Below are 26,912 nucleotides of genomic sequence, written 5' to 3'. Positions count from 1 at the left end.
TCATATTTGAGTATTTTTTTATTGAAAAAAATAACAGCGTTTACCTGTTCTGCTCGTAACTTGTGAAGGAATCAGGTAAAATAGAGTAAAGGAGGAGGATATATGCTAAAAAATTTAAAAGAAGTTGTTATCGCCATTTTACCAATGACACTTTTAATTGTTATTTTAACTTTTATTTTCGCACCGCTTGACTCAGATGAAATGATTTCTTTTTTGTTTGGGGCAGGGATTATGATGATTGGCATGACACTATTTTTATTTGGCGCCGATTATTCGATGATGGAAGTCGGGCGATTAGTGGGAAAATATATGATCAAAAAGAAAAGTCTCACAATCCTCATTGCTTTAGGATTTATGATTGGAATTGTAATCACGATCGCAGAACCTTCCGTTCAAGTGTTGGGACAACAAGTCAATCAGATTTCTGAAGGAAAGATTGGCCGAGTGTTGTTAATTGGAATTGTAAGCGTTGGCACAGGTGTCTTTTTAGCGTTTGCTCTTTTACGGGTTGTCTTCAAATTATCTTATTATCAATTGATGGCGATTGGTTATGTTGGTGTATTAGTCGCTTCATTTTTTACAAGTAATGAATTTATGCCGATTGCTTTTGATTCTGGAGGCGTTACGACTGGACCGATTACTGTTCCTTTTATTCTAGCATTAGCTGGCGGACTGACTAGTATGATTCGTCAAGAAACGAGTGCCAATGATAGCTTTGGGATGGTTGGGATTGCATCTTTAGGTCCAATTCTGGCAGTAATGATTTTAGGGGTGATTTTTCAATGAAGATAGTCCAAGAATTATTCTCGGGGATAGAAATCATTGCCTATGAGGTGTTAATCGCCATATCGCCGATCATACTATTATTCTTAGTCATGAACTTCCTGAGCTTTCAGATGAGTAAAGAACGTTTCTGGGCTATTATCAAGGGCTTTTTGATCACTACTGTCGGATTGATCTTATTCCTGCATGGTGTCGATCTGGCTTACGTTCCTGTTGGACAACATCTAGGTAGTGTACTTGCTAGTTTAGAACATAATCAGCTTTTGATACCTTTAGGGTTCTTGATGGGGTTTTTAGTTGGTTTCGCAGAACCAGCGATCCATGTCATGGTTAAACAAGTGGAAGAATTGAGTGAGGGAAGAATCAAAGCAAAAATCATGTTAGCAGTCATCTCTATTGGGATTGGCTTAGCAGTTGGGTTATCTATGTGGCGTTTATTAGTTGGTTTTTCTCTCTACTATTTTTTGATTCCAGGATATGGCTTAGCTTTTATTTTAGGACGCAAGGTTGATAAAATTTTTCTTGCTATGGCATTTGATAACGGAGGGGTAGCGACTGGCCCCATGTGTTCCACGTTCATTTTATCGATGTGTGTGGCAATCGCCACGCAAATTGAAGGAAGAGATCCGATTATTGATGGATTTGGAGTAGTGGCTATGATTGCATTGACGCCCATATTATCGACATTGGTTCTAGGCTATATCTACAAAAGGAAAGATGAAAAAGATAAACAAGCCAAACACAAATTACAACAGTTGGAGGGAAAAAAATGAAAGATCCTGTAGCGTTGAATCTGAATATGATCGTCACGATTGTTGATGGGGGAATGGGGTACGAAGTGATTAAGTTTTCAAAAACCGCCGGAGCAGCTGGAGGTACGATACTCCATGGGCGTGGATCAGAGATTCATGATTCTAGTAATTTTTTAGGTCTGGAAATCTCACCTGAAAAAGATATTGTGTTAACCCTCGTACCTGATAGTTTAACCAATCAAGTCATGGAGACGATTGGTCAGGGAATCAACATTGATGTTCCAGGCAATGGTATCTGTTTTAGTATTGATGTCGATAAAGTCATTGGGATCACTAAAATCCACCAATATCGGGAAGTGATCGAGATGAAAGAATTGATGGAAAAAGAGGAGTGAACCTGAAATCGCTCAGGTGGTTTCATTGTTTTAAGGAGAATTTGATGAATTACTAAATTTTTATGAAACCCTCCTCTTTTACCAGACAACTTTTTAAAAATATGCTATGTTAAAAATGATAAAGGGGGAGAAAAATGAATTTTTTAGTGGTGCTAAAGGATCAAGTCATCAACCGTTCGACCTTTCTTTATGTTCAGTTAAACAAGGGGAAAACTTTGTTGCATTTTTCGCCAGAGTTTCATTTAGAAGGTCAAACACTAGGAGAAATCTATCAATCAGAAGGGTTAACTGCACTTTTGCTCTTTTTTAATAGAGAACTTGATTTACCTGTGAAAGATTATCTTGAGCTTTCATTGACAAGTTGGGATCAGGCAGTAACAGAGCTATTTCCAAATGGCTTGATAATCAAGGAGAACGGCCAGTTGATACAGTTAACGGTCAGTGAACTTCAAAGACAAATGCGTTATAAAATTGATGAGAAAGATTCATTTTCAATTTTTCAACGGCAACAAAAAATCTTAAAAAGTTTTTTAAGTGAAATTGGTAAAAAACGCCATTTATTAAAGACAACTCAATTATTAAAAAAATATCCTGATTTAGTTCATACATCGATTCAATTAACACAATTCTTAACGCTGATTCGCCGATTTGTTCGCTTGAAGGAAGTGCCTTCTAGAAAGCTCACGTTACCGTTAGCGGATACATTTCGTGTCGTCCAAAGAGCGCAGGAAAAGAAAGTCATCGTGATTGACTTTATGAAGAATCGGAATGCACTTCATCAATTAACAATGGAAAAAGCGAATTAAAGCTTTTTCTTTTTGCTTTTTTTTGCCATAATAAGAGCAGCAGGAGGAGTTACGATGGCACAAATTTGGTTAAGACGCTTGATTGAATACAAAAGAAAATACAACCAAGTGATGCAAGGACGTTATGCAACATTTGATTCGTTGAACCGAGTATTGTTGATTCTGGCACTATTCTTTCGTCTGTTTCAATTTTTACTTCCTTTTTCAATTGGTTATTTCTTATTTTGGGGATTACTCGGTCTGATCGTATTTCGATTGTTATCAAAAAAAATCTATGTAAGAATAAATGAAAATCGGAAATTCATCGAAAAATCGAATCAAATAAAATTATGGTTTTCTCAGTTGAGAAAGCCAAAAAATTCAAAGAAAGTGATGGAGTACACGTTTTTTTCTTGTCCTACTTGTCACCAAAAGCAAAGAGCGCCACGAGGTAAAGGACGAATTCGAGTGACTTGTCAAAAATGCGGTACCCAATTTGAAACGAAAGTCTAGGTGAAGAGGATGAAGTTAGTCTTATTACGACATGGTGAAAGTGAAGCCAATTTTCAAAATTATTGGACTGGCTGGTTAGATGTTGCGCTAACTGAAAAGGGGATGCAACAAGCAACGGAAGCTGGACGAAAAATGAATGAGCAAGGATTGGTTTTTGATATCGTTTATACATCTGTACTAAAAAGAGCAATCAAAACGTCACAGTTAGCTTTAGAAGAAATGAATCAATTGTATCTTCCCGTCCAAAAAACTTGGCGGTTAAATGAACGACATTATGGGGCATTAGTTGGTAAAAATAAAACGGAGATGAAAAAAGAATATGGCGAAGAACAAGTCAAAAAATGGCGTCGTGGCTATCGAGAAGTTCCGCCACTCGTATCAGAAAACCATTTTGATCGACGCTATGATTCTTTAGATCCACGTTTGCTCTCCCATGGTGAAAGCTTAGAGATGACAGTTGAGCGCGTGGTTCCTTTATGGCAAGATGAACTTGCACCACACTTATTAGCTGGTAAAAATGTCTTAGTGGTTGGACATGGGAATAGCTTACGTGCGTTAACGAAATACTTAGAAGATGTACCAGAAAATCAGTTGGATACGATTGATATCCCGAATGCGCAACCGATCCAATACACTTTAAATAAAGAGTTAGAAATCCTCGGAAAAGAATTGTTATAAGAGGGACATGTTTTGTGGGAATATGAATAGATCTAAAGGAAAGAAGTTACGATGATAAAAAATTATGTTTGGGATTTTGATGGAACATTATTTGATACTTATCCAGCCATGGTCGATGGAGCGCTTCAAGCAATGGCTGCGTTAGGTATCTTAGCGGATCAAGAAACGATTTATCCGATCATGAAGAAATTTTCTACCCGTCAACTAATCAAAGAATACCAATTACCAGAAGAACAATTTACACCCTTGTTTCATCGTTATGAAGCAGCGAGTCAGAAAATTTCCAAGCCTTTTGCAGGCACCCAAGAAGTGTTACGATCATTGAAAAGTCAAGGTGCAAAGCATTTTATTTTGACCCATCGACTCTCATCCTCAACTTGGGGATTACTTGAGCAGTTTGATCTAGCTGATTTGATTGAAGAAGTCATCGGGATTGATCGGAATTTTCCTCGTAAGCCAGCGCCCGACTCATTAAATGATTTGATCCAAAGACATCAATTGAAAAAGTCGGAAACGATCATGATTGGTGATCGTCGTTTAGATATAGAAGCTGGTAAGAATGCAGGAGTCTTGACTTGTTTGTATGATATTGATCATTTTTTACAAGATATTCCTGCCGATTATGTTGTAGATGATCTCTTGAAAATCCTTGATATCAAGGAGAAAGCAATAAAATAGTATCCTCTTTCAAAGTGAGGTATGTTATAATTTGAATAAGGAGTGATCAAATGGAAATCAAAAGACAAAAAGAAGTAGTAGAGGCATTTCACTATGATTTTAAAAGGCCTGATCAAGAAGTTGAAACAGATTTAAAAGTAGGATTTTCTCCTCTGAAAGAGACGATTGAGAACTATCCGAAAGAACACAGTATCGTAGGGGCACGTTTAGAATTTCGCTTAGTCTTTGATACATATGTTTTATCAGGAAGCGTGAGTCAAATTAACCATATCCTTAATCGAAAGATTGAAGGACAAAATGATGTCACACAAGAAGAAGTGGATGAGCTAGTTGCGCCATTATTTGACATCGTCAAACGAATGGCCTATGAAATAACTGAGATTGCATTGGATCAACCAGGCGTGAAACTAAATTTTCAATCTGAAAAAGAAGAAAACGAAGCATAAAACGTGCTTAAAACCAGTAGTGATAGTCAAAGGCTATCACTACTGGTTTTTTTCTATTACTAATTGTAAGCAAAACGAATGTATTTTTTACATAAATAGTCTAGAATGAACGAGTCGCTGAAAAAAATATTTTCAGGAAAATGATTGAAGAATCATTTTCGGGAACCTTTACTTCCTTAGATGGACTTGTCATTAAAAATTAGAGGAGGAGTAAAATGACAACACTCATCACAGTTTTAGTGGTTCTAGTTTTTGCGGTATTATTATATGTTTTCTATCGCATGCAAAAGCGCCATGCAAAATTTTCAACAAGGGTTTATACAGCTCTAGCTATCGGAATCGTATTTGGTGGCTTATTACAATTGATTTTTGGAGTAGATAACCAAGTCATCAGTCAATCAATGGAATGGATCAATATCGTAGGTGAAGGCTATGTCGGCTTCTTACAAATGCTGATTATGCCATTAGTATTCGTCTCGATCGTTGGCGCATTTACAAAAATGAAAGTTTCTGAAAAATTAGGTAAAATCAGTGCAACAGTATTAACCTCACTGCTTGCAACAACAGCAATTGCTGCATTGATTGGAATCGGTACAACCATATTATTTGGTCTTCAAGGAGCGAAGTTTACCGAGGGCGCAGCAGAAACAGCTCGAATCTCGGAATTAGCCACTCGCCAAGAGAGTATCCAAGGATTAACGATTCCGCAACAAATATTATCATTCATCCCTAAAAATGTTTTTGCTGATCTAGCTGGTACACGTGCAACAAGTACGATCGGTGTTGTGATTTTTGCTGCATTTGTCGGGATTGCTTATCTAGGAGTCAAAAGAAAAGCACCGAAAGAAGCAGAATTTTTTGCCAATTTGATTGATAGTTTATATAAAATCGTTATGCGTATCGTTACCTTAGTTTTACGTTTGACTCCATATGGCGTCTTTGCGTTGATGACGAATGTGATGGCTACTAGTGATTTTGTTGCCATTATCAATTTAGGAAAATTCGTACTTGCTTCGTATGTTGCTTTACTAGCAGTCTTGATTGTTCATTCATTGATCTTGCTTTCAGTGAAAGTCAATCCGTTTGACTACTTTAAAAAAGCTTTTCCAGTATTGAGCTTTGCTTTTACTTCACGTTCAAGTGCAGGGGCATTGCCATTGAATATCGAAACACAGACCAAAGCGTTAGGTGTGGATGAAGCAACAGCGAATTTTTCAGCCAGCTTTGGTTTATCGATTGGGCAAAACGGCTGTGCAGGTGTGTATCCAGCGATGCTAGCCACGATCGTTGCTCCAGCTGCTGGAATTGATGTTTTTAGTATTGGCTTTATCTTGATGTTAGTTGCAATCGTCACGATCAGCTCATTTGGTGTAGCCGGTGTTGGTGGTGGCGCAACGTTTGCTTCATTGATCGTCTTAGGGGCGATGAATTTGCCAGTTGCCATCGTTGGCTTAGTTATCTCAGTAGAACCATTGATTGATATGGCTCGAACAGCAACGAACGTCAGTGGCAGTATGGTTGCCGGGATTGTCACGAGTGCTAGAATTAAGGACTTGGATCGTGAAGCAATCAAAGATGATTCAAAAGTCATTGATGTCAATGCTTAGTTATAAGCCAAAAACAGATTTCGTCTTTGAGACGGGATCTGTTTTTTTATAAGCGATTGATACAGGGAATCTATTTTATTCCGAAAAGTGAAAAAGAGATTCCATCCACTCCAAAAACTATGACAATAAGGGCAAGTATAAGAGTATAAAGATGGAGTGAAGATAGCTTTTCCGATCTCCGTATGCTAAAATAGTTAAGCTTATGACTTCTAAAACGAAGAAATGTAGGAGGATTTACATGTTTACCAATGAAATGAAAATCATGTTATATGTGGATGATGTGAAAAAAAACGTTGATTTTTGGACTGCGGTTGGATTCAAAGAATTAGATCGTCAAGAAATGGATGGCACACTGGTTATAGAAATCGCCCAATCAGAGAAGGCGACTACTTCACTTGTCTTATACGATCGGGAATTCATTGAACAACATTCCCCAGAAGTTGCTGGAAGTTCCCCATCCTTGATGTTTTATAGCGATGATATTTTTGATTTATATAAGAAAATGCAAGCACAAGGTACGGTATTAGGCGAATTAGTCCAGTTAGGTGAAGAATATGTATTTAATTTTGCCGATCCTGATGGTAATTATTTTGCAGTAACAGGGAAATAAAAAAATGATTTGAAGGTAGTCTTCAGACACTCATTCTACTAGTAGTTAAACAGGTCATGTTTAGCGACTAGTAGAGTGGGTGTTTTTCACTTGGTAGAACCTAGTTTATGTAAATGGTCATTCCATCGTCGAGGTCATCTTATTCCATCTTTTATGTAGTAAAGTTTGCCTAAATTAAAAAAACGATAATTATATTATGTTAACTGAAGAGTTTGAACATTAATACACAAGCATAAATATCGTCAAACGAACCTTACTTTTTTTATACTATTCTGGAGAGAAGAGAAGGAAGGAAAGAAAACATGGATTACCAAGTATTACTTTATTACAACTACACAACCATTGAAGACCCAGAGCAATTTGCGAAGGAACATTTAGCCTTTTGTAAATCGTTGAATTTAAAAGGAAGAATCTTAGTTGCCAAAGAGGGAATCAACGGCACATTGTCTGGAACGATCGAAGAAACTGAAAAATATATGGCGATGATGCATCAAGACGAGCGTTTTGCTGATACATTTTTTAAAATTGATCCAAGTGAAGGCCACGCATTTAAGAAAATGTTTGTTCGTGCACGACCAGAACTTGTTTCTTTGAAATTAGAAGACGATATCGATCCTCACGAATTGACAGGAGATTATCTCTCACCAAAAGAATTCAAAGAGGCAATTTTAGATGAAGATACTGTTGTCATTGATGCCAGAAATGATTACGAGTATGATCTAGGACATTTTCGTGGGGCTGTTCGTCCTGATATTAGAAGCTTTAGGGAACTCCCTAAATGGATCCGTGATCATAAAGAAGAATTTATGGAAAAACGAGTGGTTACTTATTGTACTGGTGGGATTCGTTGCGAAAAATTTTCTGGTTGGTTAGTCCGTGAAGGCTTCAAAGATGTTGGTCAACTACACGGCGGGATCGCGACTTATGGAAAAGACCCTGAAGTTCAAGGAGAATTGTGGGATGGTAAGATGTATGTGTTCGATGAACGTATTGCAGTTGATATCAATCAAGTGGATAAACGAATCGTAGGCAAAGATTGGTTCGACGGTACGCCTTGCGAACGCTACATCAATTGTGGCAATCCTGAATGCAATCGTCAGATGTTGACTTCTGTTGAAAATGAAGAAAAACATTTAGGTTCTTGTTCGATCGAATGCGCAAAACATCCACAAAACCGCTACATCAAAGAGCATCAACTGTCTGAAAAAGAAGTAGAAGAAAAATTAGCTGCTTTTTTTAACTAGCATTTAGTGACAAGCTGAAAAATAAACATAGCAGGAGAAGCTGTTCTCCAATCAACTAGCTCTAGCTGAGCGCTGAGTGAATAAGGGAATTCCTTTGCTATCTTTATTTTTGGCTTGTCTTTTTTTCTTTTTATTGAGAAAATCAGTATAGGAAAGGGAAAAACCTTTTTGATAAGTGTAAATCTATGCGAAAGATACGTTATACTACAATGGAAAGGGAGAGTTTCATCATGAAAAAGTGGGTGTATGCGATTGGCGATGTTCATGGAAAATACGATCTCTTTAAAAAATTGGTCAACGAATTTGATCCATTAAATCATCAATTAGTATTGATGGGGGATTTGAATGATAGAGGCCCTAACACGAAAGAATGTTTTTTACTAGGTATGCAACTAGTCAAAGAAAATAACGCGATTTATCTTCGAGGAAACCACGAAGAGTACTTTTTGCAGTTCCTCCAAAGTCCTGAAGACTGGTATGAGCCCTATTTACGGAATGGTGGCAAAGAAACATTTGACAGTCTTTTACACCCTGGGTCAACTGAAGAGTATTCGCCTACAGAGATTGCGTTGATGATTCGCTCACGATATGGCGAACTGATTGATTTTTTATGTGAGCGGCCACTTTATTATGAATGGCATAATTATCTCTTTGTCCATGCAGGGGTTGACTTAACTAAAAAAGATTGGCATGATACAAACCCTCATGATTTCATCTGGATCCGCGAACCTTTCCATGAAGGTAAAAATAATACAGGAAAAACAATCGTTTTTGGTCATACCATTACCCCTATGCTACACGGAGATATGGAAACGACAGATTTATGGATTCACGATAAGAAAATCGGAATTGACGGTGGAGCAGTCTTTGGTGGATCGATGCATGGTGTGGTTTTTGATGAAACTGGTATCGTTCAAGACATTGAGTATCAAAACACTGAAGGACCGTGGCAAGGAAATTAATGGATCAGGATAACAGTACATGATTCCTTATAAAAGTATTGAGGAAACTCAAATTCCTCAACTATTATAGGGGATTTTTAGTGTGATTGATTTGTTTTGCTAAGAGCTGCTATAAGTACTGTTATCAAATATGATAAAATAAATAAGTATGTGAGAAAATCCACCATTTTTATTTAGAAACAGGGAATAATGAAAATGGCTTTAACTTAAAAAGGGAGTATATTGATGGCAGAGAATTTAAATCAAACAATTGTCCAGTTAGTTCAAAAAGAACTAACGATGTATCATTCAAAACAACTTACCACCGTATTGAATTTATTGAACGAAGGAAATACTGTCCCATTTATTGCACGTTACCGAAAAGAAATGACCGGTAGCTTAGATGAGGTACAAATTCGAGAAATTGAAGAGCGTTATGCTTATTTAGAAAACTTAGAGAAACGAAAACAAGAAGTGATTCGTTTAATCGATGAACAAGGTAAGCTAACGCCAGAATTGAAAAAAGACATTACTTTAGCAGTTAAAATGCAACAAGTAGAAGACTTGTATCGTCCTTATAAACAAAAACGCAGAACGAAAGCGACGATCGCAAAAGAAAAAGGATTAGAGCCTTTTGCCCAGTGGCTTCGTCAATTGCCCAATGAAGATGTCTATGCAGAAGCAAAAAAATACCTCAATGATGAAAAAGAAGTTCATACGGTTGAAGAAGTATTGCAAGGCGCTCACGAAATCATTGCTGAAGAAGTCAGTGATAATGCAACTTACAGAACGTGGGTACGCTCCTATACCTACAATAAAGGTTCTTATGTCAGTGTCGTTAAAAAGAAGGAGCTAGATGAAAAAGCGGTATATGAAATGTATTATGAGTATGCCGAACCCATTCATAAAATCGTCTCTCATCGTATTTTAGCGACGAATCGTGGTGAAAAAGAAGGCATTTTGAAAGTCGGACTCCAAGTGGAAGAGGAACCTATTTTGTCTTATCTGGAGCGGCAATTGATCAACAACCCAGCTTCTCCCGCAACTATGTTTGTTAGGAATGCATATCAAGATAGTTACAAACGATTTATCCAACCTGCGATTGAGCGGGAAGTGCGCAATGAATTAACTGAAAAAGCTGATGAGCAAGCAATTGCGATCTTTGGAGAAAACCTCCGTAATCTATTGTTACAACCTCCTTTAAAAGGAAAAGTCGTTTTAGGATTCGATCCAGCCTATCGTACAGGATGTAAGTTAGCTGTAGTAGATGCGACAGGTAAAGTTTTGGCAATTGAAGTCATCTATCCGCATAAACCTGCTTCTCAAGCGAAACGTGAAGCTGCAGGACCTGCTTTTGTTCAATTGATCAACCAATACCAAGTAGATATGGTCGCAATAGGAAATGGTACTGCTAGCCGTGAATCAGAACAATTTGTTGCTGAACAATTAAAATCAGCTGATCATAAAGCGTACTATGCGATCGTGAATGAGGCGGGAGCTTCTGTTTATTCTGCAAGTGATATTGCCCGCAAAGAATTTCCTGATCTCCAAGTGGAAGAGCGAAGTGCAGTGTCGATCGCTCGACGTTTGCAAGATCCATTAGCTGAATTAGTGAAGATTGACCCTAAAGCTGTAGGAGTTGGACAATACCAACATGATGTTTCTCAAAAACGTTTAGCGGAACAATTAGATTTTGTAGTAGAAACTGTGGTCAATCAAGTGGGTGTGGATGTTAATACTGCAAGCCCTCAATTATTGCAACACATCTCTGGTTTGAATAAAACAACTGCTCAAAATATTGTGACTTATCGAGAAGAAAATGGTGCGTTTGAGACGCGAGCGCAATTGAAAAAAGTTCCTCGCTTAGGACCAAAGGCTTATGAGCAAGCGATCGGGTTTATCCGTGTACCAGGTGGGAAAAACATTCTTGATAATACAGGCATTCACCCGGAAAGCTATCCAATTGCAAAAGAAATTCTAAAAAGCAACGGGTTATCAGAGAAAGCATTAGGTAAAAAAGAAGCAATCGAAACTCTATCTCAACTTTCTTCCACTCATTTATCCAAAACATTATCTGTAGGAGAAGAAACGTTAGCTGATATTCTTGAAGGGTTAACCCGACCTGGTAGAGATATGCGGGATGAAATGCCAGCCCCACTCTTGCGTTCAGATGTTTTAAGTATGGAAGATTTGAAACCAGGGATGGAGTTGAAAGGGACTGTACGGAATGTAATCGACTTTGGCGCGTTTGTTGATATCGGTGTAAAGCAAGACGGATTAGTTCATCTTTCTAAATTAAGTAAAAAATTTGTTAAACATCCTACTGATGTCGTTTCTGTAGGCGATGTTGTAACAGTTTGGATTGAAGCCGTTGATGTCAATAAAGGAAGAATCAGTTTAACGATGCTTTCCCCTTATGAGGCGAAATAAAGTGACAGAAATCGAATTGCAGCAACTCGTTGAAAAAATCTCGCTAGATAGTTTTTCATTGCCCTTTAAGCATCAAGCAAAATTCAATTCTCGTTTGCGATCTACAGGGGGACGTTATCACTTAAACGACCATCATTTAGATTTTAATTGGAAGATGTTTCAAGAAGTGGATGAAGCGACAAAAGTTGCAATCATTAAACATGAATTATGTCATTATCATTTGCATTTAGCTAATAAAGGTTATCGTCATCGAGATGCTGATTTTAAGGCTTTACTAAAAAAAACGGGTGGTTTAAGATACGCTCCTGCTCTTTCTGCTAAGAAAACGACTAAAATTGAATGGTATCAGTGTGCTAGTTGTACAACCGATATTTACCGCAAGCGAAAAATCGATACAAAACGCTATGTTTGCGGGAAATGTCGAGGGCATTTGATTTGGAAGGAAACACTGGATAAAGTGCCAAATGAACAGATTTCTAGTAAGTAAAAAATCTTAAAAAGGAGAAAAAAGCTCATGACGAATCAAGGGGAACAATTGAAAGATTGGAATTGTTTGCTATCCTTTTTGGCTGATGCAAGTGATCAAAGAACAAATGATTCGGCACCAATAGTGATTCTAGCAGGCAATGGCTTACCGATTCTTGCTGATAAGGCAGCTGAACTGTATTTGCAAGGACAAGTGCAGCAAATTTTTCTAGTCGGAGGAATCGGACATGCTACTAAGGTGCTTCGCCAAAATTTTGCAAAGCAAGGGGGTTTATTTGAGGATGGACTCAGTGAAAGTGAGATGTGTTTTCGTTACTTAACAGAAAAATACCGCATTCCAACTGAAAGATTCATTTTAGAAACAACCTCGACGAACTCTGGGGAAAATGCACAACATGCCTTGACGATCCTTCAAAAAAAGGGCGCTTTACCTGAACGGATTTTTCTTATGAATGATCCAACATTACAGCGACGTACCAGAGCAACTTTTGAGAAGGTCTGGAAAGGCACAGGAGTAGAATGGTGTAACTATGTCCCATTTGTTCCCCAATTAATTGAACTAGCGGAAGAGTTACATTTTTCTCTGCCAGAGTTGAACGATCAATGGTCGAAAGATTATTTTTATGCGTTAGTTTTAGGAGAAATGGTTCGTTTGAAGGATGATGAACAGGGCTATGGACCCAATGGGAAAAATTATATGAATCATGTGGACATCCCACAAAAAGTTTGGTCAGCCTATCAACGGATCCGTTCTTCTGTTTCAGGAACTTTCTTGCGTTCATGAGAAAATTATCCCTAGTAGACCAAACGAGAGCGTTAGCCAGTTTTTAAATTTGAACGATTTTTCAAGTAAGTAACCTCTTCAAATATATTTGGTTGAAATTTTTTTAGGTTTATATGATAATGAGGAACGTGTTGTAATAGAAAACAAAATAATGGATGATATTTAAGAGAAGAGGATTCAAATGGAAAATCAAAATAAATTATACCATTTTGTTGGTATTAAAGGATCAGGAATGAGCTCATTGGCACTTGTCCTACACGAGCAAGGGTTACCAGTACAAGGATCAGATATCGAAAAATATTTCTTTACACAAAGGGATTTAGAAAAAGCAAATATCAAAATTTTGCCTTTTGATGCAGAGAATGTTCAACCTGGAATGACGATCATTGCTGGTAATGCTTTCCCAGATACGCATGAGGAGATTCAAAGAGCGAAAGAGTTGGGATTAGAAGTTGTTCGTTATCATGACTTTATCGGCGACTTTATCCAAAACTACACGAGTATTGCAGTGACTGGTTCACATGGTAAAACGAGTACGACAGGATTACTTTCACATATGTTGACTGGCATTCGTCCAACAAGTTATTTAATTGGTGATGGCACAGGACATGGCGATCCCGAAGCAGAATTTTTTGCATTTGAAGCTTGTGAATATCGTCGCCATTTCTTAGCATATTCGCCTGATTATGTTATCATGACAAATATTGATTTTGATCATCCAGATTATTATACAAGTATTGATGATGTGTTTACCGCATTTCAATCAATGGCAAATCAAGTGAAAAAAGCGATCTTTGCCTATGGAGACGATGCTTACTTAAGAAAATTAGAAGCAGATGTTCCGATCTATTATTATGGTGTTTCTGAAGACGATGATATCCAAGCTCGGAATATCGAACGCACAACGACGGGGTCAGCTTTCGATGTTTACCACAAAGATGAATTTGTGGGACATTTCACTGTTCCTGCTTTTGGCAAACATAATATATTAAACGCATTAGGCGTGATCGCAGTTGCTTATTTTGAAAAACTAGACCAAGAAGAAGTAGCGAAAGAATTGTTAACATTCCCAGGTGTAAAACGTCGCTTCAGCGAAAAAATCGTAGCTGATATGACAGTTGTAGATGATTATGCTCATCATCCAGCTGAAATCAAAGCAACAATCGATGGGGCTCGACAAAAGTACCCTGATAAAGAAATCATTGCAGTTTTCCAACCTCATACATTTACCCGCACAATTGCTTTGATGGATGAGTTTGCAGAAGCACTAGATCTTGCAGATAAAGTTTACCTATGTGATATATTTGGCTCTGCTCGAGAAGAACAGGGCGATGTCAAAATTGAAGATCTTGGCAATAAAATCAAAAAAGGTGGTCAAGTGATCAAAGAAGACAATGTTTCTCCTTTACTTGATTTCCACGATGCTGTCATTATCTTTATGGGTGCAGGGGACGTTCAAAAATTTGAACAAGCGTATGAAAAATTATTAAGTAGTACGACAAAGAATGTATTGTAATCTATTTTTTTAAGTAGTCGATTGTAAAGCAGTCTCTATCTGTTAAAGAATGAAACTTAACAGGTAGAGATTTTTTGATTTTTCTGGTTTTCAAAAGAGGAATCAACATCGCTGTCTTCTTTCAGTTTCGTTAATATTTTCTTGTTTTAATCAGTGTAACTTGCCTTTTTGGACTGTTTTGATACAATAAGAAGTGATCAATATATAAACTGGAGGGTTACTAACTTGAACATAAGTAAACCACGTAAATTAGGAAAAACCATCAATGAACTGGAGGAAGGGGACTCGTTGTCTTTAACTGAATCGATTGAAGACAATCAGCTGTTATTGTATTTAGGACTAACAAATGATGCGAATCCACTCTACATCCAACATGATTTTGCAAAACACACGGAATACCAACAACCGATTGTGCCTTCTGTCATGTTGATGGGCATCATCACCAGTGCAATTTCAAAACATTTGCCAGGTCCTGGGTCTCATGTAGTCAATTTTTCTGTCAATTTTATTGAGCCAGTTTTCCATTATCAAACATTGACTTTTCAGTTTGATATTATCAAAGTAGACAAAATGAAAAATGTCGTGACAATCTCTGTCGAAGCAAACAATAGCGAAGAAAATCGGGTATTGGATGCAGTAGTGATGGTTCAGCCACCGGTCGAACCAGAATTAGAGATTACTCTTGAAAGTGAAGGTGAAACATATGAATAATCAAGGTACTATTTCAACAGGACTGAATCGCTTCTATGCTAAGGTCTATGGTTATCTAGGAGGAGGTCTAGCATTAAGTGCGATTATCTCTTATCTCGCATTACAAGTATATCCTCAACAAGTTTTCTCGTTCATCAATAATTTCCCATTAGGCTTTATGGGTCTCTGGATCGTAGAGTTGATTTTAGTAGTTGTATTGGGCGTTAAAGCAGCTAAAAACCCAAGTTTAGCTATTGGTGGTTTTATTGCGTATTCGCTCTTGAATGGACTGACGTTAGCTGTCACATTAGCGATGTATGATATCGGTAGCATTACCAGAGCGTTTATTACAGCAACTGGAATGTTTTTAGGGATGTCCGTTGTAGGCTTGGTTACTAAAAAAGATTTGACAGGTGTCGGCCGTGCCGGAATGGCCGCATTGATCGGTGTCATTATTGCCATGGTCTTAAATGTCTTTATCTTACGAAGCAGCGCAGTAGAGTTGTTTATTTCTCTTCTTTTAGTCGTGATCTTCGCAGGAATTACCGCATATGACAACCAAAAGATCCGGTCAATCTATATAGAATCAAATGGTACAGCACATAGTGGGATTGCCGTATTCTTGGCATTACAACTATATCTTGATTTTATCAACTTGTTCTTAGCATTCTTAAGAATTTTCGGACGCAACAATTAAGCGATTGAATGGACAGTTCAATTGAACAATAATTATGAGAGTGAAAAGCATTGAGTCTTTTCACTCTTTTTTGTCCAGTAAAGTGGATAATTTGCGTTTTTCTTTTCGCTTTCCTCAGTATTCTTTGTTAGAATAAATAAGAACTTTACAGTAAGGAGTTAGGCAGATGACAAAAAATAAATTATTACTTGTAGATGGAAATAGTGTTGCTTTTCGCGCATTTTTTGCTTTACACAATTCATTAGAACGGTTTAAAAATAGAAATGGGTTGCATACAAATGCGATCTATGCTTTTAACACGATGTTTGAAAATGTGATGCAAAAAGAGCAACCTACTCATGTATTAGTTGCATTCGATGCAGGAAAGACGACATTTAGAACCGAGATGTATGCAGAATACAAAGGTGGCCGTTCAAAAACTCCTGGAGAATTTAAAGAACAGATGCCTTACATTCGTGAATTACTCACAGGACTAGGTGTCCAATACTATGAATTACCTAATTATGAAGCGGATGACATCATTGGGACATTAGCCGAAAAAGTCAATAAAGAAGAATTTGATGTCGTTGTTTTATCTGGTGATCGAGATCTGACTCAATTAGCTAGTAATGAAATCAAAGTAGACATTACGGTGAAAGGTGTGAGTGATATCGAAAGTTACACACCTGAACATGTGGCTGAAAAATATGATGGGTTGACGCCAAATCAAATCATTGATATGAAAGGTTTGGCAGGAGACGCTTCAGACAATATTCCTGGTGTGACGAAAATCGGCGAAAAAACAGCAATCAAATTGTTAAAACAATATGGATCCGTTGAAGGGATCTATGAGCATATTGATGAAATGAAACAAAGCAAAATGAAAGAAAATTTGATCAATGATAAAGAACAAGCTTTCTTATCCAAACAATTAGCGACGATCAATACAGATGCGCCAGTTGAAGTCTCAATTGATTCATTAAAATATGAAGGGAAAAACTTAGAGAAATTGGTGCCATTTTATAAAGAAATGGAATTTAAACAATTTCTGGCAAAGCTGGACCTTGTTGAGGAAGAAGTAGAACTTGAAGATATCCTATTTGAAGTAGTCCATGAATACCATGAGGACATGTTCACGACTGACATGGCTTTATATGTGGAGATGATGGGAGACAATTACCATACAGAAGATATCGTGGGTGTAGCTTGGGGGACGAAACAAAAAATTTATGTTACGAATGATCTAGCGTTATTTGAGAACGAAGCTTTTTGTGCTTGGTTAGCTGATCCAACACGGTTGAAAAAAGTCTATGATGCCAAACGGACCTATGTGGCTTTAAATCGGTATGCCACGAAAACAAAAGGGATCGATTTTGATGTATTGCTTGGTGCCTACTTGCTTGATACAAATGAGAAAAGTACGGATATTGAAGGAATCGCTGCCCATTATGGCTATCATGAAGTGCAGTCAGATGAAGTAATTTATGGAAAAGGGGCAAAAAAAGGATTACCGGAAGAGGAAGAAGTATTTTTTGCCCACCTTGCCAGAAAAGTATCTGCCATTAATGTTTTAACACCTAAGTTAAGTCAAGAATTAACAGAAAAAAACCAAATGGCCTTGTTCCGTGAGATGGAACTACCCCTTTCAATCATCTTAGCTGAAATGGAAATCACTGGTATCAAAGTTGATGCTTCTCGTTTACAAGAAATGAAAATCGAATTCTCCAATCGATTGAAAGAGATTGAGGAAACAATCTATCAAGAGGCTGGTGAATCCTTCAATTTAAACTCACCAAAACAATTAGGTGTCATTTTATTTGAAAAAATGGGGTTACCGGTGATCAAGAAAACGAAGACGGGCTATTCCACTGCGGTCGATGTTTTAGAACAATTAAGAGAACAAGCCCCAATCGTGGATGACATCTTGACGTATCGCCAAATCGCCAAGATCCAATCAACTTATGTGGAAGGTTTGTTAAAAGTCATTCAATCTGATGGGAAAGTCCATACCAGATATGTTCAAACCTTGACACAAACGGGGCGTTTAAGTTCAGTAGACCCTAATTTACAGAATATTCCTATTCGCTTAGATGAAGGGCGAAAGATTCGCCAAGCATTTGTGCCTAGAGAAAAAGACTGGTTGATCTATTCATCTGACTATTCACAAATCGAATTGCGAGTCTTGGCTCATATCTCGAATGATGAACATTTAAAAGCAGCCTTTCTTGAAGGACAAGACATCCATGCAAGTACTGCTATGCGTGTTTTTGGGATTGAAAAAGCAGAAGATGTCACACCAAATATGCGTCGTCAAGCAAAAGCAGTCAATTTTGGGATCGTTTATGGTATTTCTGACTATGGTTTATCACAAAATCTTGGGATTACAAGAAAAGCAGCACAACAGTACATTGATACGTATTTTGAGAAATATCCTGGAGTCAAAGAATATATGGAACGTATCGTTCGTGAAGCAAAGGAACATGGCTTTGTCGAAACCCTTTACCATCGCAGACGTTATTTACCAGATATCAATTCACGAAATTATAATATACGTTCTTTTGCTGAAAGAACCGCAATCAATACCCCAATCCAAGGAAGTGCCGCTGATATTCTTAAAATCGCGATGATCGAGTTGGATAAACGCTTAAAAGAAGAAAAACTATCAGCAACCATGTTGTTACAAGTACACGATGAATTGGTTTTTGAAGTGCCAGAAACAGAATTAGAACGATTAGACAAATTAGTAAGTGAAGTCATGGAACATGCCGTGTCCTTACACGTACCATTGATTACAGATAGTAGTTGGGGGAAAACGTGGTATGAAGCGAAATAGCTGATTGCCACTATTGAACCGATCTGTTCAATAAATAGATAAAAAAGCAAATAAGTCGAAGGTGAAAACATGCCAGAATTACCAGAAGTAGAAACTGTACGAAAAGGCTTGTCTCGTTTAGTCGTTGGAAAGAAAATCCAAAAAATCCAAGTCTTATGGCCAAGAATCATTGAACAACCAGAAACAGCAATCTTTGAAGCTTCGTTAGTTGGCGAAGAGATTCTGGCTATTGATCGAAGAGGCAAGTTTTTAATTTTTCGTTTGAGTCATTATGAATTGATCTCGCATTTACGTATGGAAGGAAAATACCAATTTGTTGAAAAAAATGAACCGATCGATAAACACACGCATGTCATTTTTTTCTTTGAAGATGGTAGCCAACTCCGATACCATGATGTACGTAAATTTGGACGAATGACATTAGTTGAAAAAGGAGCGAGTGATGCTTACAAAGGCATCATGAAATTAGGTCCAGAACCGTTGCCAGATACATTTTTATTAGACGGCTTTCGTTTAGGCTTACAAAAATCTCATAAAGCGATTAAACCATTATTATTAGATCAAAAATTAGTAACAGGTTTAGGGAATATCTATGTGGATGAAGCGCTTTGGGAAGCGAAGATCCATCCAGAACAGCCAGCGGATACATTGAAGCCCAAAGAAGCAGAGTTGTTACGAAAAGCAATTATTGACGTGTTGTCTCGGGCAATCGAGGCTGGCGGAACGACGATCAGGAGTTATCTCAATGCGTTAGGCGAGTCAGGTAACTTTCAAGTAGCTTTACATGTCTATGGTCAGACTGGTCAACCATGTGTTCGTTGTCATACACCGATCGTCAAAACAAAAGTAGCGCAAAGGGGGACGCACTATTGTCCAAATTGCCAAAGACTAAAAATCAGCAAGTAGGCTATGTCTTAGGCTTAACTGGTGGGATTGCTACTGGGAAAAGCACTGCAGCAGCTGTTTTTAGCCGTCACCAAATCCCGATGATCGATGGAGATATCATCGCCCGTGAAGTCGTCCAACCTCAGACTCCTGGATTGGCGGCAATCGTTCAAGAATTTGGAGAAGAAATCCTTCAAGAAGATGGCTCGCTTGATCGAGTAGCTTTAGCTAAGATTATTTTCGATTCGACAGAACAAAGACAAAAACTTGATCGCTTATTAGACCCATTTATCCGTCAAGCGATTACGGAACAGATTAAGCAACAAAAAGCAAATTATCCTTTAGTTGTTGTTGATATCCCTTTATTATTTGAAGGTCATTATGAACAGGAAATGGATGCTGTAGCAGTCGTTTACCTTCCAGAAGAAATTCAATTGCAACGTTTGATGAAAAGAAATCAATTGACACTGGACGAAGCAAAGAAAAGAATACAAAGCCAGATGCCGATTGAAGAGAAGAAAAAATTAGCAGATATCGTTTTTGACAATTCCGGTAGTAAGGATGAACTGACTTGTCAAATCGAACGTTGGCTCTCGGACTTCAACAATCGATTTCTTTGAGTATATTTAGATAGTTTGCTATGCTGAATATAAAGAAAAGAGGGGGATTGGTATGGGGACTTTTAAAAATCAAAAAGATAAAGTAGTCGGTTCTGCAAAAGAAAAACTAGGAGAGATCTTGAATAAAGATGAACTGGTAGATGAAGGACGGGCACAATCAGAAGCTGCAAAAGAAAATGATGAACGCTACAAAGCCAGAGTCGATGAATTAGAAGACCAACAAGCAGAAAAAGAAGCCAAGGAGCAAGATCTGACACAAGAACGAAAAAAAGATGATCCAACACACAAAAAAACACCTTTACCAGAAGCCGATCATATTCCTGAACAACAAAAAATCGATGAACAACGAATGAAACATTATACAGGGATTGAAGAAAAACTTTAATGGATATAACTTAGACTGTTGAAACAGAGAGTGAGACAAGTTTTGTCTCACTCTCTGTTTTTTTTGAAGTATGCACCTGAAAGAAGTTTTTAAGAAGCACTGTTTTACATGCAGTTTTCTCGAAAGTCAAGCCTAATTGTTTTGCTTTGGAACAATTTCGATCAATCGATTGAAAAAAAGGTTCTTCTAACGAGGTTTTTTATACAGGAGAGTCGCCTGTAAGAATTGTTTCATGTTATAATACAACTAGTTACATGTGTGAAACTTTTTTTATGAAAAGCAGGAGTGAATCATAAAAATATTGTTTCATACGTAATTATTTACGTAACTATTATCGAGTGAAAATTTATCCTTTGAATGTTCGTTGAATCAATACTATATAAATTGATTCAATATATTAAATGAATGTATATCAGAAAAATTTCAGATTAAGAGGTGAAAATAATGAGATGTCCTAGATGTCAACATAACAATTCCCGAGTGATTGATAGTCGACAAGCGGATGATGGTCGAGCAATTCGTCGAAGACGAGAGTGCGAAAACTGTTCTTTTCGTTTTACAACATTTGAAAGAATTGAAGCAGCACCTTTATTAGTGATCAAAAAAAATGGGGAACGGGAAGAATTTAATCGTGACAAGATTTTAAGAGGATTAATCCGTTCAGCAGAAAAAAGACCAGTTGCGATGGAACAAATGGAGCAAATCGTAAATCATGTTGAAAATCGGGTGCGAAGTCTTGGTGAAAATGAAGTATCGACGACGTTGATCGGAGAATACGTGATGGAAGATCTGGTCAATTTAGATGAGATTGCTTATATCCGTTTTGCCAGTGTTTATCGTCAATTTAAAGATATGTCGGTGTTTTTAAAAGAATTACAAGACATCGTTGATAAAGCAAAAGAAAATAATAAAGAGAATCATAAAGAAAACAACGAATAAATCAGAAATAAAATCAAGTCATAAAAGGAGGCCAAATTCCTTGGATAACGCATGGAAAGAGCTTCAACCTAAAAATATCTACCAAGGAAGAAAAAGCTATCCGCTAAGAGAAGAAGGGAAATCCTCATTACTTTATCTCTACCAGCCATTAATCGGCAGTGAAGCTTTGAGTTTGTATTTTACCTTACTATCAGAAATTCCTTTACAAAAAGGCGTTGGACCGGAAGGATTACATGCTGATCTGTTAAGTAGCTTGAATTGTGGTATTCCTCAGCTTTATGAAGCACGAAAAAAACTAGAAGGGATCGGACTTTTAGAAGTTTTTTTCAAAGAAGACCCTAGCTTAGGGGGATGTTTTATTTATGAGTTACTTGAGCCAATTGAACCGTTAGCATTTTTTAAAGATACATTATTGTCTTTTCTGCTATTAGAAAAAGTCGGTCAACGGCGTTTCGATCAGTTGATCCAACTATTTCAGCCGGAACATTTTTCGACGAATGATTATCAAAAGATCACGAAGAAATTTTTAGAAGTATATCGCTTTAATGAAAAAACTTATGCTGCAGATCAAGAGAAACTCGAGGAAAACCAACAGTCATTTACAACCAAATCAGCTGATCTGGGGAAGTCCATGGAACAATCCACTCTTGATTGGCGCTTTTTGACAGATTGGTTGGCAAAAAAACATATCATGAATCTAGATGAATCATTGAAGGAACAGTTAACAATGTATCATTTACTTTATGGCGTGGATGAGTTGACATTAGGTGAATGGGTCGTACAAGCGTATGATTTTTCTGAGCAGACAGTATCTGTCAAAGAGCTTCAACGCATCGTATTGGTGAACCAACAGACGAAGCGAACAAATACATTGACTAATCAAAAAGAAGAAGCAACCTCTGCCAATCAGTATGAGACACCTAAGGAAGCAACTGCTCTGACAAATGCGACACTACAGTTAGTGAACGAAGCCAAAAGCATTCCGCCAGTGAAATACTTAGAGGCACTGAAACAAGCAAAAGGCGGCTATGTCTCAAAACAAGAAACTTGGCTTTTACAGGATTTAGTTTCACAATCGGGATTGTCGAATAGTTTGATCAATATCCTGATCAATTATGTCTTAGTAATCAAAGATCGTCCTAGCTTAACCGCAAGCTTTGTCAACACGATCGCTAACGAATGGGCACAAAAAAAGATCATGACCCCAGAAGAAGCCATTGAACATATTCGGAAAACCAATAGCAAAGGCAAACAAAATACTAAAAATACCAACCAGAATTATTCAACTAATCGTCGAAACGTTCGTCGTGAGAAACTACCAGATTGGGTCAACCAACCAAAAGAAGAGAAAAAAATCAGTAGTGAGAAAAAAGCGGAGATCGAACGACGATTCAAAGAATATTTTGCCAAGAAGGAGGGAGATAGCTAATGGAAGATGTAGGAAAAGAATTAAAGCGGATCATCAGCCAGCGAAATTATCAACAAAAATATGCTGAAATGATCGAAGAAGTCCTCAACGATCCAGATGTGCAAGCCTTTTTGGCGGATCACAAAGATGAATTAACACAAGCAGATATCGAAAAAAGTTATGCAAAACTATATGAATTTGTCCAAGAAAAACGAAAATACAAAAAAAATGATCCTACGATGATCGCTCCTGGCTATGAGCCCAAGCTAACCTTGAATTTTCATTATGTCGATGTGACTTATGTTCCAACAGAAGCCTTATTGGCGAAGAAAAGACAAGAAGAAATCAGGAACCGGATCAAAGCTGTCGATATGCCAAAAGATATCCAAGATGCTTCTTTCAATAATTTTGAGCGTACCGATGGACGGAGCTATGCGAGCTTTGAAGCATTAGACTTTGTGGAAAATTATAGTGCAAGTCCCAAAGACTATCACAAAGGACTCTATTTAGTTGGCAGCTTTGGAATAGGAAAAACCTATCTTTTAGGAGCGACTGCCAGAGAACTAGCCATTAAAGGCTTTACAACTACACTTGTCCATTTTCCAACTTTTGCTGTTGAAATGAAACAAGCGATTGGAAAAGATCAAGTCGCAGAAAAACTAGATGCGGTCAAACGTTCACCCATTTTAATGATGGATGACATTGGCGCTGATGCCATGAGTAGTTGGATCAGAGATGAAGTCTTTGGTGTGATCTTGCAATATCGAATGCAAGAGCAACTGCCAACCTTTTTCTCATCTAATTTTACAATGAATGAATTGGAACAACATCTTGCTGTGACGCAGCGTGGAGATGAAGAACCATTGAAAGCCAAACGAATCATGGAACGAATCCGTTACTTGACGAAAGAAATTGAAATGACTGGACGCAATCGAAGAAATGGCTAGCGAAAAGAGAAAGCATAGAAGTCATAATTGTAGCCTTAGTAGGCTTAGAAGATGTGATCGAGAAAGCCTTTTGCTGAATTAGTTATTGCCCTATTTCCTGCCTATTGCTTTGATGGGTAGGAAAATAAGCAATGCAAACAATTAATTGAGAGAAGTCTGCAAATAATTCTCTTTTCAATGACTCTCGATGTTCACTTAGTTATTCAAGAAACTCATAATTTGAGATGAAAGTGTATCTGAATTCATACTTAACGCCACTTTTTTGATCGTAACAAGCTACAAAAGTGGTGTCATACTGGATAGAGTGATGATTACAGAAGCTTATGCCTGATCAATAGTCATCATGGTAACGAAAAAAGACAACCATAAATTTCTGATGAACAAGTATCAAAAACAAAATTGAACGACTAAAAACAGAATGTATTGATTATCGTCAACTAAATAAAAAGTCAAAGAACGATCATCAATTGAAGTAATGTAAATAATTAGCCGGAGGATAAAGATATGAAAGTGATTTTTTCTTGTTTGTTGGCGACTGGGTTACTTTTTTCGCTAACAGGTTGTGGTAATGGAGATAAAAATGAGGCATCGATCGATTCGATTAGTGCGGAAACAACGACTAAAGCGAAGGATTCTTCTAACGAAGGACAAAGTATTTTTAAGGGTGAAATTGAAAGTATTGATGACTCAGTCGATAATACCATTCAAATCAAAGTGGTCAATGTTGATGAAATCGAAGACCCCGAGAATATTGGAACCTCTTTTGATAATGATGGTGTAACACTAAATGTTTCGAATGATCAATTAGTCGGAGGGAAGGAATCTTTTCAAAAAGGTGACGAGATCAAGTTTACTTTAAAAGAAAAACCAATTATGACAATGTCAATCCCTCCGCAAATTCCTGGTAATTCGATCGTTGAGGTAAGAGTTATTGAATAGTCAGTGTTAAACGTTTCGTAAAAGCAAATAGCTCATCAGGAGATTTGAAATTTTTCTTTTTCAAATCTCCTTCATTTATAGGGAAAATGTTATAATGAGGGGGAAGGAGTGAAGGTATGAACCACTTAGATTTATCGAAACGCTTAGCATTAGTGGGAGAACATGTCCCAACAGGAGCGTTTTTAGCAGATATTGGCTCTGACCACGCTTACTTGCCAGTTGCATTAATGTTAAAGGATAAAATTGAATTTGCTGTAGCTGGCGAAGTGGTGAAAGGCCCTTATGAGTCAGCAAAAAAACAAGTACAGAAAAATGGTTTAGAAAAGCGGATCGTTGTTCGTTTAGCTAACGGATTAGATGCGATTGAGCCAACAGATCAGATCAATGCGATCACGATTGCTGGTATGGGTGGGGCTTTGATTCGAGATATTTTAGAAGCAGGCGCCAAACAACATCGTTTAACAGGGAAGGAGCGTTTGATTCTCCAACCAAATATTGGCGAGCAAGCAGTGAGAAAATGGTTGCAAGACAATCACTATCAAATCATTGCAGAAGAGATTTTAGAGGAAAACAAAAAAATCTATGAAATCATTGTAGCTGAAAAAACATCGACTAAGCATATCTATAATGAGGAAGAGATTCTGTTTGGTCCATTTTTATTGCAAGGAAAAACAGTGGTATTCCAAAAGAAATGGCAAAGAGAATTAAAACAAAGACAAGCGATTTTAAAACAATTGGCACAAGCACAGAACCAAGAAGAACGTGTTGAAGCGATAAAAAAAGAAATTCAGATGATCGAGGAGGTTTTAGCTTAATGGCGATCAACGGTAATGAATTTATTCGCAAATTTGAAGAATATTGTCCTCAATGGTTGGCTGAAGAAGGAGATCCTGTGGGGCTACACTTCGGAACATTAAATAAACCGATTCAACGCATAATGATGACGTTAGATGTTCGTCCAGAAGTTGTGCAAGAAGCCATCGAAAAAAAGATTGATTTGTTAATCGCTAAACATCCTCCCATTTTTCGACCAATTAAACGATTAACAACGGATCATCCACAAGAAAAAATGTATGCTGATTTATTAAAACATGATATTGCTGTCTATGCAGCACATACCAATATGGATATTATCGAGGATGGATTGAATGATTGGTTTTGTGAAGCGTTAGGAATCAATGTCGAAAATTATTTGTTAAAGACACATACAAGGCATTACAAAAAACTAGCTGTTTATGTACCGATTGAAGACGCTGACAAATTACGTAAGGCTTTAGCTGAGGCTGGTGCGGGTGAACAAGGTCATTACGATCATACAAGTTTTACCAGTATTGGCGAAGGTCGTTTTCGACCGAATGAACAGGCACATCCCGCAATTGGTAAAAATGGCCAACTAGAAAAGGTAGAAGAAGCTAAAGTGGAAGTGATTTTTCCTGAAGACCGTGAGGAAAAAGTGTTATCAGCTATGTATCGTGTCCATCCTTATGAAGAAGTAGCATTTGATTTGTTTTCAATTGACGAACCGACTCAAACCTGGGGGATCGGTCGAATCGGAGAATTACCAGAAGCGCTTGATTTAGATACCTTTGTATCTAAAGTAAAAGAAGTCTTCCAATTAGAAGGGCTACGAGTTGTTCGTCCAACTCATACAAAGAGCACTGTTAAAAGAATCGCCATTTGTGGTGGTAGTGGCGAAAAGTTCTATCCTTATGCAGTAGCTCAAAAAGCGGATGTTTATATTACTGGAGATATCTATTACCACACAGCTCAAGATATGCAAAGTGCAGGCTTGATTGCGATTGATCCAGGTCATTATATTGAATCTTTATGTAAAGAAAAGTTTGTCGAAAAATTTGAGAAATGGAAACAAGAAGAAAATTGGACCGTTGATTTCTTTGTTTCAGAAACGGATACGAACCCATTTCAATTTAACTAAAGGAGA

General features: G+C 37.5%; 28 protein-coding genes. All 28 read left to right on the top strand.

The window, feature by feature from the left end; translation table 11 throughout:
• The first annotated feature begins 102 nt into the window (after positions 1-102).
• The 28 genes from IGJ18_RS07710 to IGJ18_RS07575 all read left to right on the top strand — a co-directional run bounded on the left by IGJ18_RS07710 (position 103) and on the right by IGJ18_RS07575 (position 26,906).
• On the top strand, positions 103-786 hold the full coding sequence (locus IGJ18_RS07710; protein WP_010737694.1) for a DUF1538 domain-containing protein: 684 nt from the start codon (positions 103-105) through the stop codon (positions 784-786).
• Positions 783-1,556 (top strand): DUF1538 domain-containing protein, encoded by a 774-nt coding sequence (locus IGJ18_RS07705; protein ID WP_063627193.1) that lies wholly within the window; start codon positions 783-785, stop codon positions 1,554-1,556. The genes IGJ18_RS07710 and IGJ18_RS07705 overlap by 4 nt, the downstream gene beginning before the upstream one ends.
• On the top strand, positions 1,553-1,930 hold the full coding sequence (locus tag IGJ18_RS07700; RefSeq protein WP_438843119.1) for a P-II family nitrogen regulator: 378 nt from the start codon (positions 1,553-1,555) through the stop codon (positions 1,928-1,930). Before IGJ18_RS07705 ends, IGJ18_RS07700 begins: the two co-directional genes overlap by 4 nt.
• A 134-nt stretch (positions 1,931-2,064) precedes the next feature.
• Complete coding sequence (locus IGJ18_RS07695) at positions 2,065-2,736, top strand: hypothetical protein (protein WP_010737691.1); 672 nt, start codon at positions 2,065-2,067, stop codon at positions 2,734-2,736.
• 54 nt (positions 2,737-2,790) lie between these two features.
• Positions 2,791-3,228 carry a hypothetical protein gene (locus IGJ18_RS07690; protein WP_034698189.1) on the top strand — a complete coding sequence of 146 codons (438 nt, stop codon included), beginning with the start codon at positions 2,791-2,793 and terminating at the stop codon, positions 3,226-3,228.
• A 9-nt stretch (positions 3,229-3,237) separates the two neighbouring features.
• On the top strand, positions 3,238-3,906 hold the full coding sequence (locus IGJ18_RS07685) for a 2,3-bisphosphoglycerate-dependent phosphoglycerate mutase (RefSeq protein WP_010719022.1): 669 nt from the start codon (positions 3,238-3,240) through the stop codon (positions 3,904-3,906).
• A 54-nt stretch (positions 3,907-3,960) separates the two neighbouring features.
• Entirely contained in the window at positions 3,961-4,584 is a 624-nt protein-coding gene (locus tag IGJ18_RS07680; RefSeq protein ID WP_248255198.1) for an HAD-IA family hydrolase, read from the top strand.
• 50 nt (positions 4,585-4,634) lie between these two features.
• Positions 4,635-5,030 (top strand): DUF1149 family protein, encoded by a 396-nt coding sequence (locus tag IGJ18_RS07675; RefSeq protein ID WP_010719024.1) that lies wholly within the window; start codon positions 4,635-4,637, stop codon positions 5,028-5,030.
• 215 nt (positions 5,031-5,245) lie between these two features.
• A complete protein-coding gene (locus tag IGJ18_RS07670; protein WP_010719025.1) occupies positions 5,246-6,637 on the top strand; it encodes an L-cystine transporter in 1,392 nt (463 codons plus the stop codon).
• Between the two features lie 238 nt (positions 6,638-6,875).
• The gene (locus IGJ18_RS07665; RefSeq protein WP_438843118.1) at positions 6,876-7,247 is read left to right on the top strand and encodes a VOC family protein; all 372 of its coding nucleotides are present in this window, start codon (positions 6,876-6,878) and stop codon (positions 7,245-7,247) included.
• 302 nt (positions 7,248-7,549) lie between these two features.
• Entirely contained in the window at positions 7,550-8,491 is a 942-nt protein-coding gene (gene trhO, locus IGJ18_RS07660) for an oxygen-dependent tRNA uridine(34) hydroxylase TrhO (RefSeq protein WP_010719027.1), read from the top strand.
• Positions 8,492-8,721: 230 nt separating this feature from the next.
• Positions 8,722-9,453, top strand: coding sequence for a metallophosphoesterase family protein (locus tag IGJ18_RS07655; protein WP_010719028.1), 732 nt, complete (start codon positions 8,722-8,724; stop codon positions 9,451-9,453).
• 225 nt (positions 9,454-9,678) lie between these two features.
• Positions 9,679-11,862: a Tex family protein gene (locus IGJ18_RS07650; protein WP_207427006.1), complete on the top strand. Its 2,184-nt coding sequence runs from the start codon at positions 9,679-9,681 to the stop codon at positions 11,860-11,862.
• 1 nt (position 11,863) lies between these two features.
• Positions 11,864-12,349 (top strand): SprT family protein, encoded by a 486-nt coding sequence (locus IGJ18_RS07645; protein WP_063627188.1) that lies wholly within the window; start codon positions 11,864-11,866, stop codon positions 12,347-12,349.
• A gap of 27 nt (positions 12,350-12,376) precedes the next feature.
• A complete protein-coding gene (locus IGJ18_RS07640) occupies positions 12,377-13,132 on the top strand; it encodes a YdcF family protein (RefSeq protein ID WP_438843117.1) in 756 nt (251 codons plus the stop codon).
• Between the two features lie 181 nt (positions 13,133-13,313).
• A complete protein-coding gene (gene murC / locus IGJ18_RS07635; RefSeq protein ID WP_010719032.1) occupies positions 13,314-14,648 on the top strand; it encodes a UDP-N-acetylmuramate--L-alanine ligase in 1,335 nt (444 codons plus the stop codon).
• A gap of 225 nt (positions 14,649-14,873) precedes the next feature.
• Entirely contained in the window at positions 14,874-15,359 is a 486-nt protein-coding gene (locus IGJ18_RS07630) for a MaoC/PaaZ C-terminal domain-containing protein (protein WP_053766813.1), read from the top strand.
• Positions 15,352-16,035, top strand: a complete 684-nt coding sequence (locus tag IGJ18_RS07625) for a Bax inhibitor-1/YccA family protein (protein ID WP_010737680.1) — start codon at positions 15,352-15,354, stop codon at positions 16,033-16,035. Before IGJ18_RS07630 ends, IGJ18_RS07625 begins: the two co-directional genes overlap by 8 nt.
• A 166-nt stretch (positions 16,036-16,201) precedes the next feature.
• Positions 16,202-18,847, top strand: coding sequence for a DNA polymerase I (polA, locus tag IGJ18_RS07620; RefSeq protein ID WP_438843116.1), 2,646 nt, complete (start codon positions 16,202-16,204; stop codon positions 18,845-18,847).
• A gap of 69 nt (positions 18,848-18,916) precedes the next feature.
• Positions 18,917-19,753: a DNA-formamidopyrimidine glycosylase gene (mutM, locus tag IGJ18_RS07615; protein ID WP_088775527.1), complete on the top strand. Its 837-nt coding sequence runs from the start codon at positions 18,917-18,919 to the stop codon at positions 19,751-19,753.
• The gene (coaE, locus tag IGJ18_RS07610) at positions 19,717-20,352 is read left to right on the top strand and encodes a dephospho-CoA kinase (RefSeq protein ID WP_010719037.1); all 636 of its coding nucleotides are present in this window, start codon (positions 19,717-19,719) and stop codon (positions 20,350-20,352) included. The genes mutM and coaE overlap by 37 nt, the downstream gene beginning before the upstream one ends.
• A gap of 52 nt (positions 20,353-20,404) precedes the next feature.
• Entirely contained in the window at positions 20,405-20,737 is a 333-nt protein-coding gene (locus IGJ18_RS07605) for a hypothetical protein (protein WP_010719038.1), read from the top strand.
• A gap of 444 nt (positions 20,738-21,181) precedes the next feature.
• Positions 21,182-21,676, top strand: coding sequence for a transcriptional regulator NrdR (nrdR, locus tag IGJ18_RS07600; protein WP_010719039.1), 495 nt, complete (start codon positions 21,182-21,184; stop codon positions 21,674-21,676).
• Positions 21,677-21,716: 40 nt separating this feature from the next.
• Complete coding sequence (locus tag IGJ18_RS07595; protein WP_438843115.1) at positions 21,717-23,105, top strand: replication initiation and membrane attachment family protein; 1,389 nt, start codon at positions 21,717-21,719, stop codon at positions 23,103-23,105.
• On the top strand, positions 23,105-24,031 hold the full coding sequence (dnaI, locus tag IGJ18_RS07590; protein WP_438843114.1) for a primosomal protein DnaI: 927 nt from the start codon (positions 23,105-23,107) through the stop codon (positions 24,029-24,031). The genes IGJ18_RS07595 and dnaI overlap by 1 nt, the downstream gene beginning before the upstream one ends.
• A 504-nt stretch (positions 24,032-24,535) precedes the next feature.
• Complete coding sequence (locus tag IGJ18_RS07585; protein WP_438843113.1) at positions 24,536-24,970, top strand: LptM family lipoprotein; 435 nt, start codon at positions 24,536-24,538, stop codon at positions 24,968-24,970.
• Between the two features lie 116 nt (positions 24,971-25,086).
• The gene (locus IGJ18_RS07580; RefSeq protein WP_063627171.1) at positions 25,087-25,785 is read left to right on the top strand and encodes a tRNA (adenine(22)-N(1))-methyltransferase; all 699 of its coding nucleotides are present in this window, start codon (positions 25,087-25,089) and stop codon (positions 25,783-25,785) included.
• Positions 25,785-26,906: a Nif3-like dinuclear metal center hexameric protein gene (locus IGJ18_RS07575; protein ID WP_438843112.1), complete on the top strand. Its 1,122-nt coding sequence runs from the start codon at positions 25,785-25,787 to the stop codon at positions 26,904-26,906. The genes IGJ18_RS07580 and IGJ18_RS07575 overlap by 1 nt, the downstream gene beginning before the upstream one ends.
• The last annotated feature ends 6 nt before the right edge of the window (positions 26,907-26,912 follow it).

The sequence above is a fragment of the Enterococcus sp. AZ078 genome (genome assembly GCF_051714985.1).
Classification (GTDB): Bacteria; Bacillota; Bacilli; order Lactobacillales; family Enterococcaceae; genus Enterococcus_B; species Enterococcus_B hirae.
The sequence above is the reverse complement of the archived record's forward strand: the minus strand, read 5'-3'. Positions and strand labels throughout refer to the sequence as shown.

What these genes read in the sequence shown, in the direction of transcription:
- IGJ18_RS07710 (WP_010737694.1), top strand. Translation starts at nt 103, where the DNA reads ATGCTAAAAAATTTAAAAGAAGTTGTTATCGCCATTTTACCAATGACA.
- IGJ18_RS07705 (WP_063627193.1), top strand. Translation starts at nt 783, where the DNA reads ATGAAGATAGTCCAAGAATTATTCTCGGGGATAGAAATCATTGCCTAT.
- IGJ18_RS07700 (WP_438843119.1), top strand. Translation starts at nt 1,553, where the DNA reads ATGAAAGATCCTGTAGCGTTGAATCTGAATATGATCGTCACGATTGTT.
- IGJ18_RS07695 (WP_010737691.1), top strand. Translation starts at nt 2,065, where the DNA reads ATGAATTTTTTAGTGGTGCTAAAGGATCAAGTCATCAACCGTTCGACC.
- IGJ18_RS07690 (WP_034698189.1), top strand. Translation starts at nt 2,791, where the DNA reads ATGGCACAAATTTGGTTAAGACGCTTGATTGAATACAAAAGAAAATAC.
- IGJ18_RS07685 (WP_010719022.1), top strand. Translation starts at nt 3,238, where the DNA reads ATGAAGTTAGTCTTATTACGACATGGTGAAAGTGAAGCCAATTTTCAA.
- IGJ18_RS07675 (WP_010719024.1), top strand. Translation starts at nt 4,635, where the DNA reads ATGGAAATCAAAAGACAAAAAGAAGTAGTAGAGGCATTTCACTATGAT.
- IGJ18_RS07670 (WP_010719025.1), top strand. Translation starts at nt 5,246, where the DNA reads ATGACAACACTCATCACAGTTTTAGTGGTTCTAGTTTTTGCGGTATTA.
- IGJ18_RS07665 (WP_438843118.1), top strand. Translation starts at nt 6,876, where the DNA reads ATGTTTACCAATGAAATGAAAATCATGTTATATGTGGATGATGTGAAA.
- trhO (WP_010719027.1), top strand. Translation starts at nt 7,550, where the DNA reads ATGGATTACCAAGTATTACTTTATTACAACTACACAACCATTGAAGAC.
- IGJ18_RS07655 (WP_010719028.1), top strand. Translation starts at nt 8,722, where the DNA reads ATGAAAAAGTGGGTGTATGCGATTGGCGATGTTCATGGAAAATACGAT.
- IGJ18_RS07650 (WP_207427006.1), top strand. Translation starts at nt 9,679, where the DNA reads ATGGCAGAGAATTTAAATCAAACAATTGTCCAGTTAGTTCAAAAAGAA.
- IGJ18_RS07640 (WP_438843117.1), top strand. Translation starts at nt 12,377, where the DNA reads ATGACGAATCAAGGGGAACAATTGAAAGATTGGAATTGTTTGCTATCC.
- murC (WP_010719032.1), top strand. Translation starts at nt 13,314, where the DNA reads ATGGAAAATCAAAATAAATTATACCATTTTGTTGGTATTAAAGGATCA.
- IGJ18_RS07625 (WP_010737680.1), top strand. Translation starts at nt 15,352, where the DNA reads ATGAATAATCAAGGTACTATTTCAACAGGACTGAATCGCTTCTATGCT.
- polA (WP_438843116.1), top strand. Translation starts at nt 16,202, where the DNA reads ATGACAAAAAATAAATTATTACTTGTAGATGGAAATAGTGTTGCTTTT.
- mutM (WP_088775527.1), top strand. Translation starts at nt 18,917, where the DNA reads ATGCCAGAATTACCAGAAGTAGAAACTGTACGAAAAGGCTTGTCTCGT.
- IGJ18_RS07605 (WP_010719038.1), top strand. Translation starts at nt 20,405, where the DNA reads ATGGGGACTTTTAAAAATCAAAAAGATAAAGTAGTCGGTTCTGCAAAA.
- nrdR (WP_010719039.1), top strand. Translation starts at nt 21,182, where the DNA reads ATGAGATGTCCTAGATGTCAACATAACAATTCCCGAGTGATTGATAGT.
- dnaI (WP_438843114.1), top strand. Translation starts at nt 23,105, where the DNA reads ATGGAAGATGTAGGAAAAGAATTAAAGCGGATCATCAGCCAGCGAAAT.
- IGJ18_RS07585 (WP_438843113.1), top strand. Translation starts at nt 24,536, where the DNA reads ATGAAAGTGATTTTTTCTTGTTTGTTGGCGACTGGGTTACTTTTTTCG.
- IGJ18_RS07580 (WP_063627171.1), top strand. Translation starts at nt 25,087, where the DNA reads ATGAACCACTTAGATTTATCGAAACGCTTAGCATTAGTGGGAGAACAT.
- IGJ18_RS07575 (WP_438843112.1), top strand. Translation starts at nt 25,785, where the DNA reads ATGGCGATCAACGGTAATGAATTTATTCGCAAATTTGAAGAATATTGT.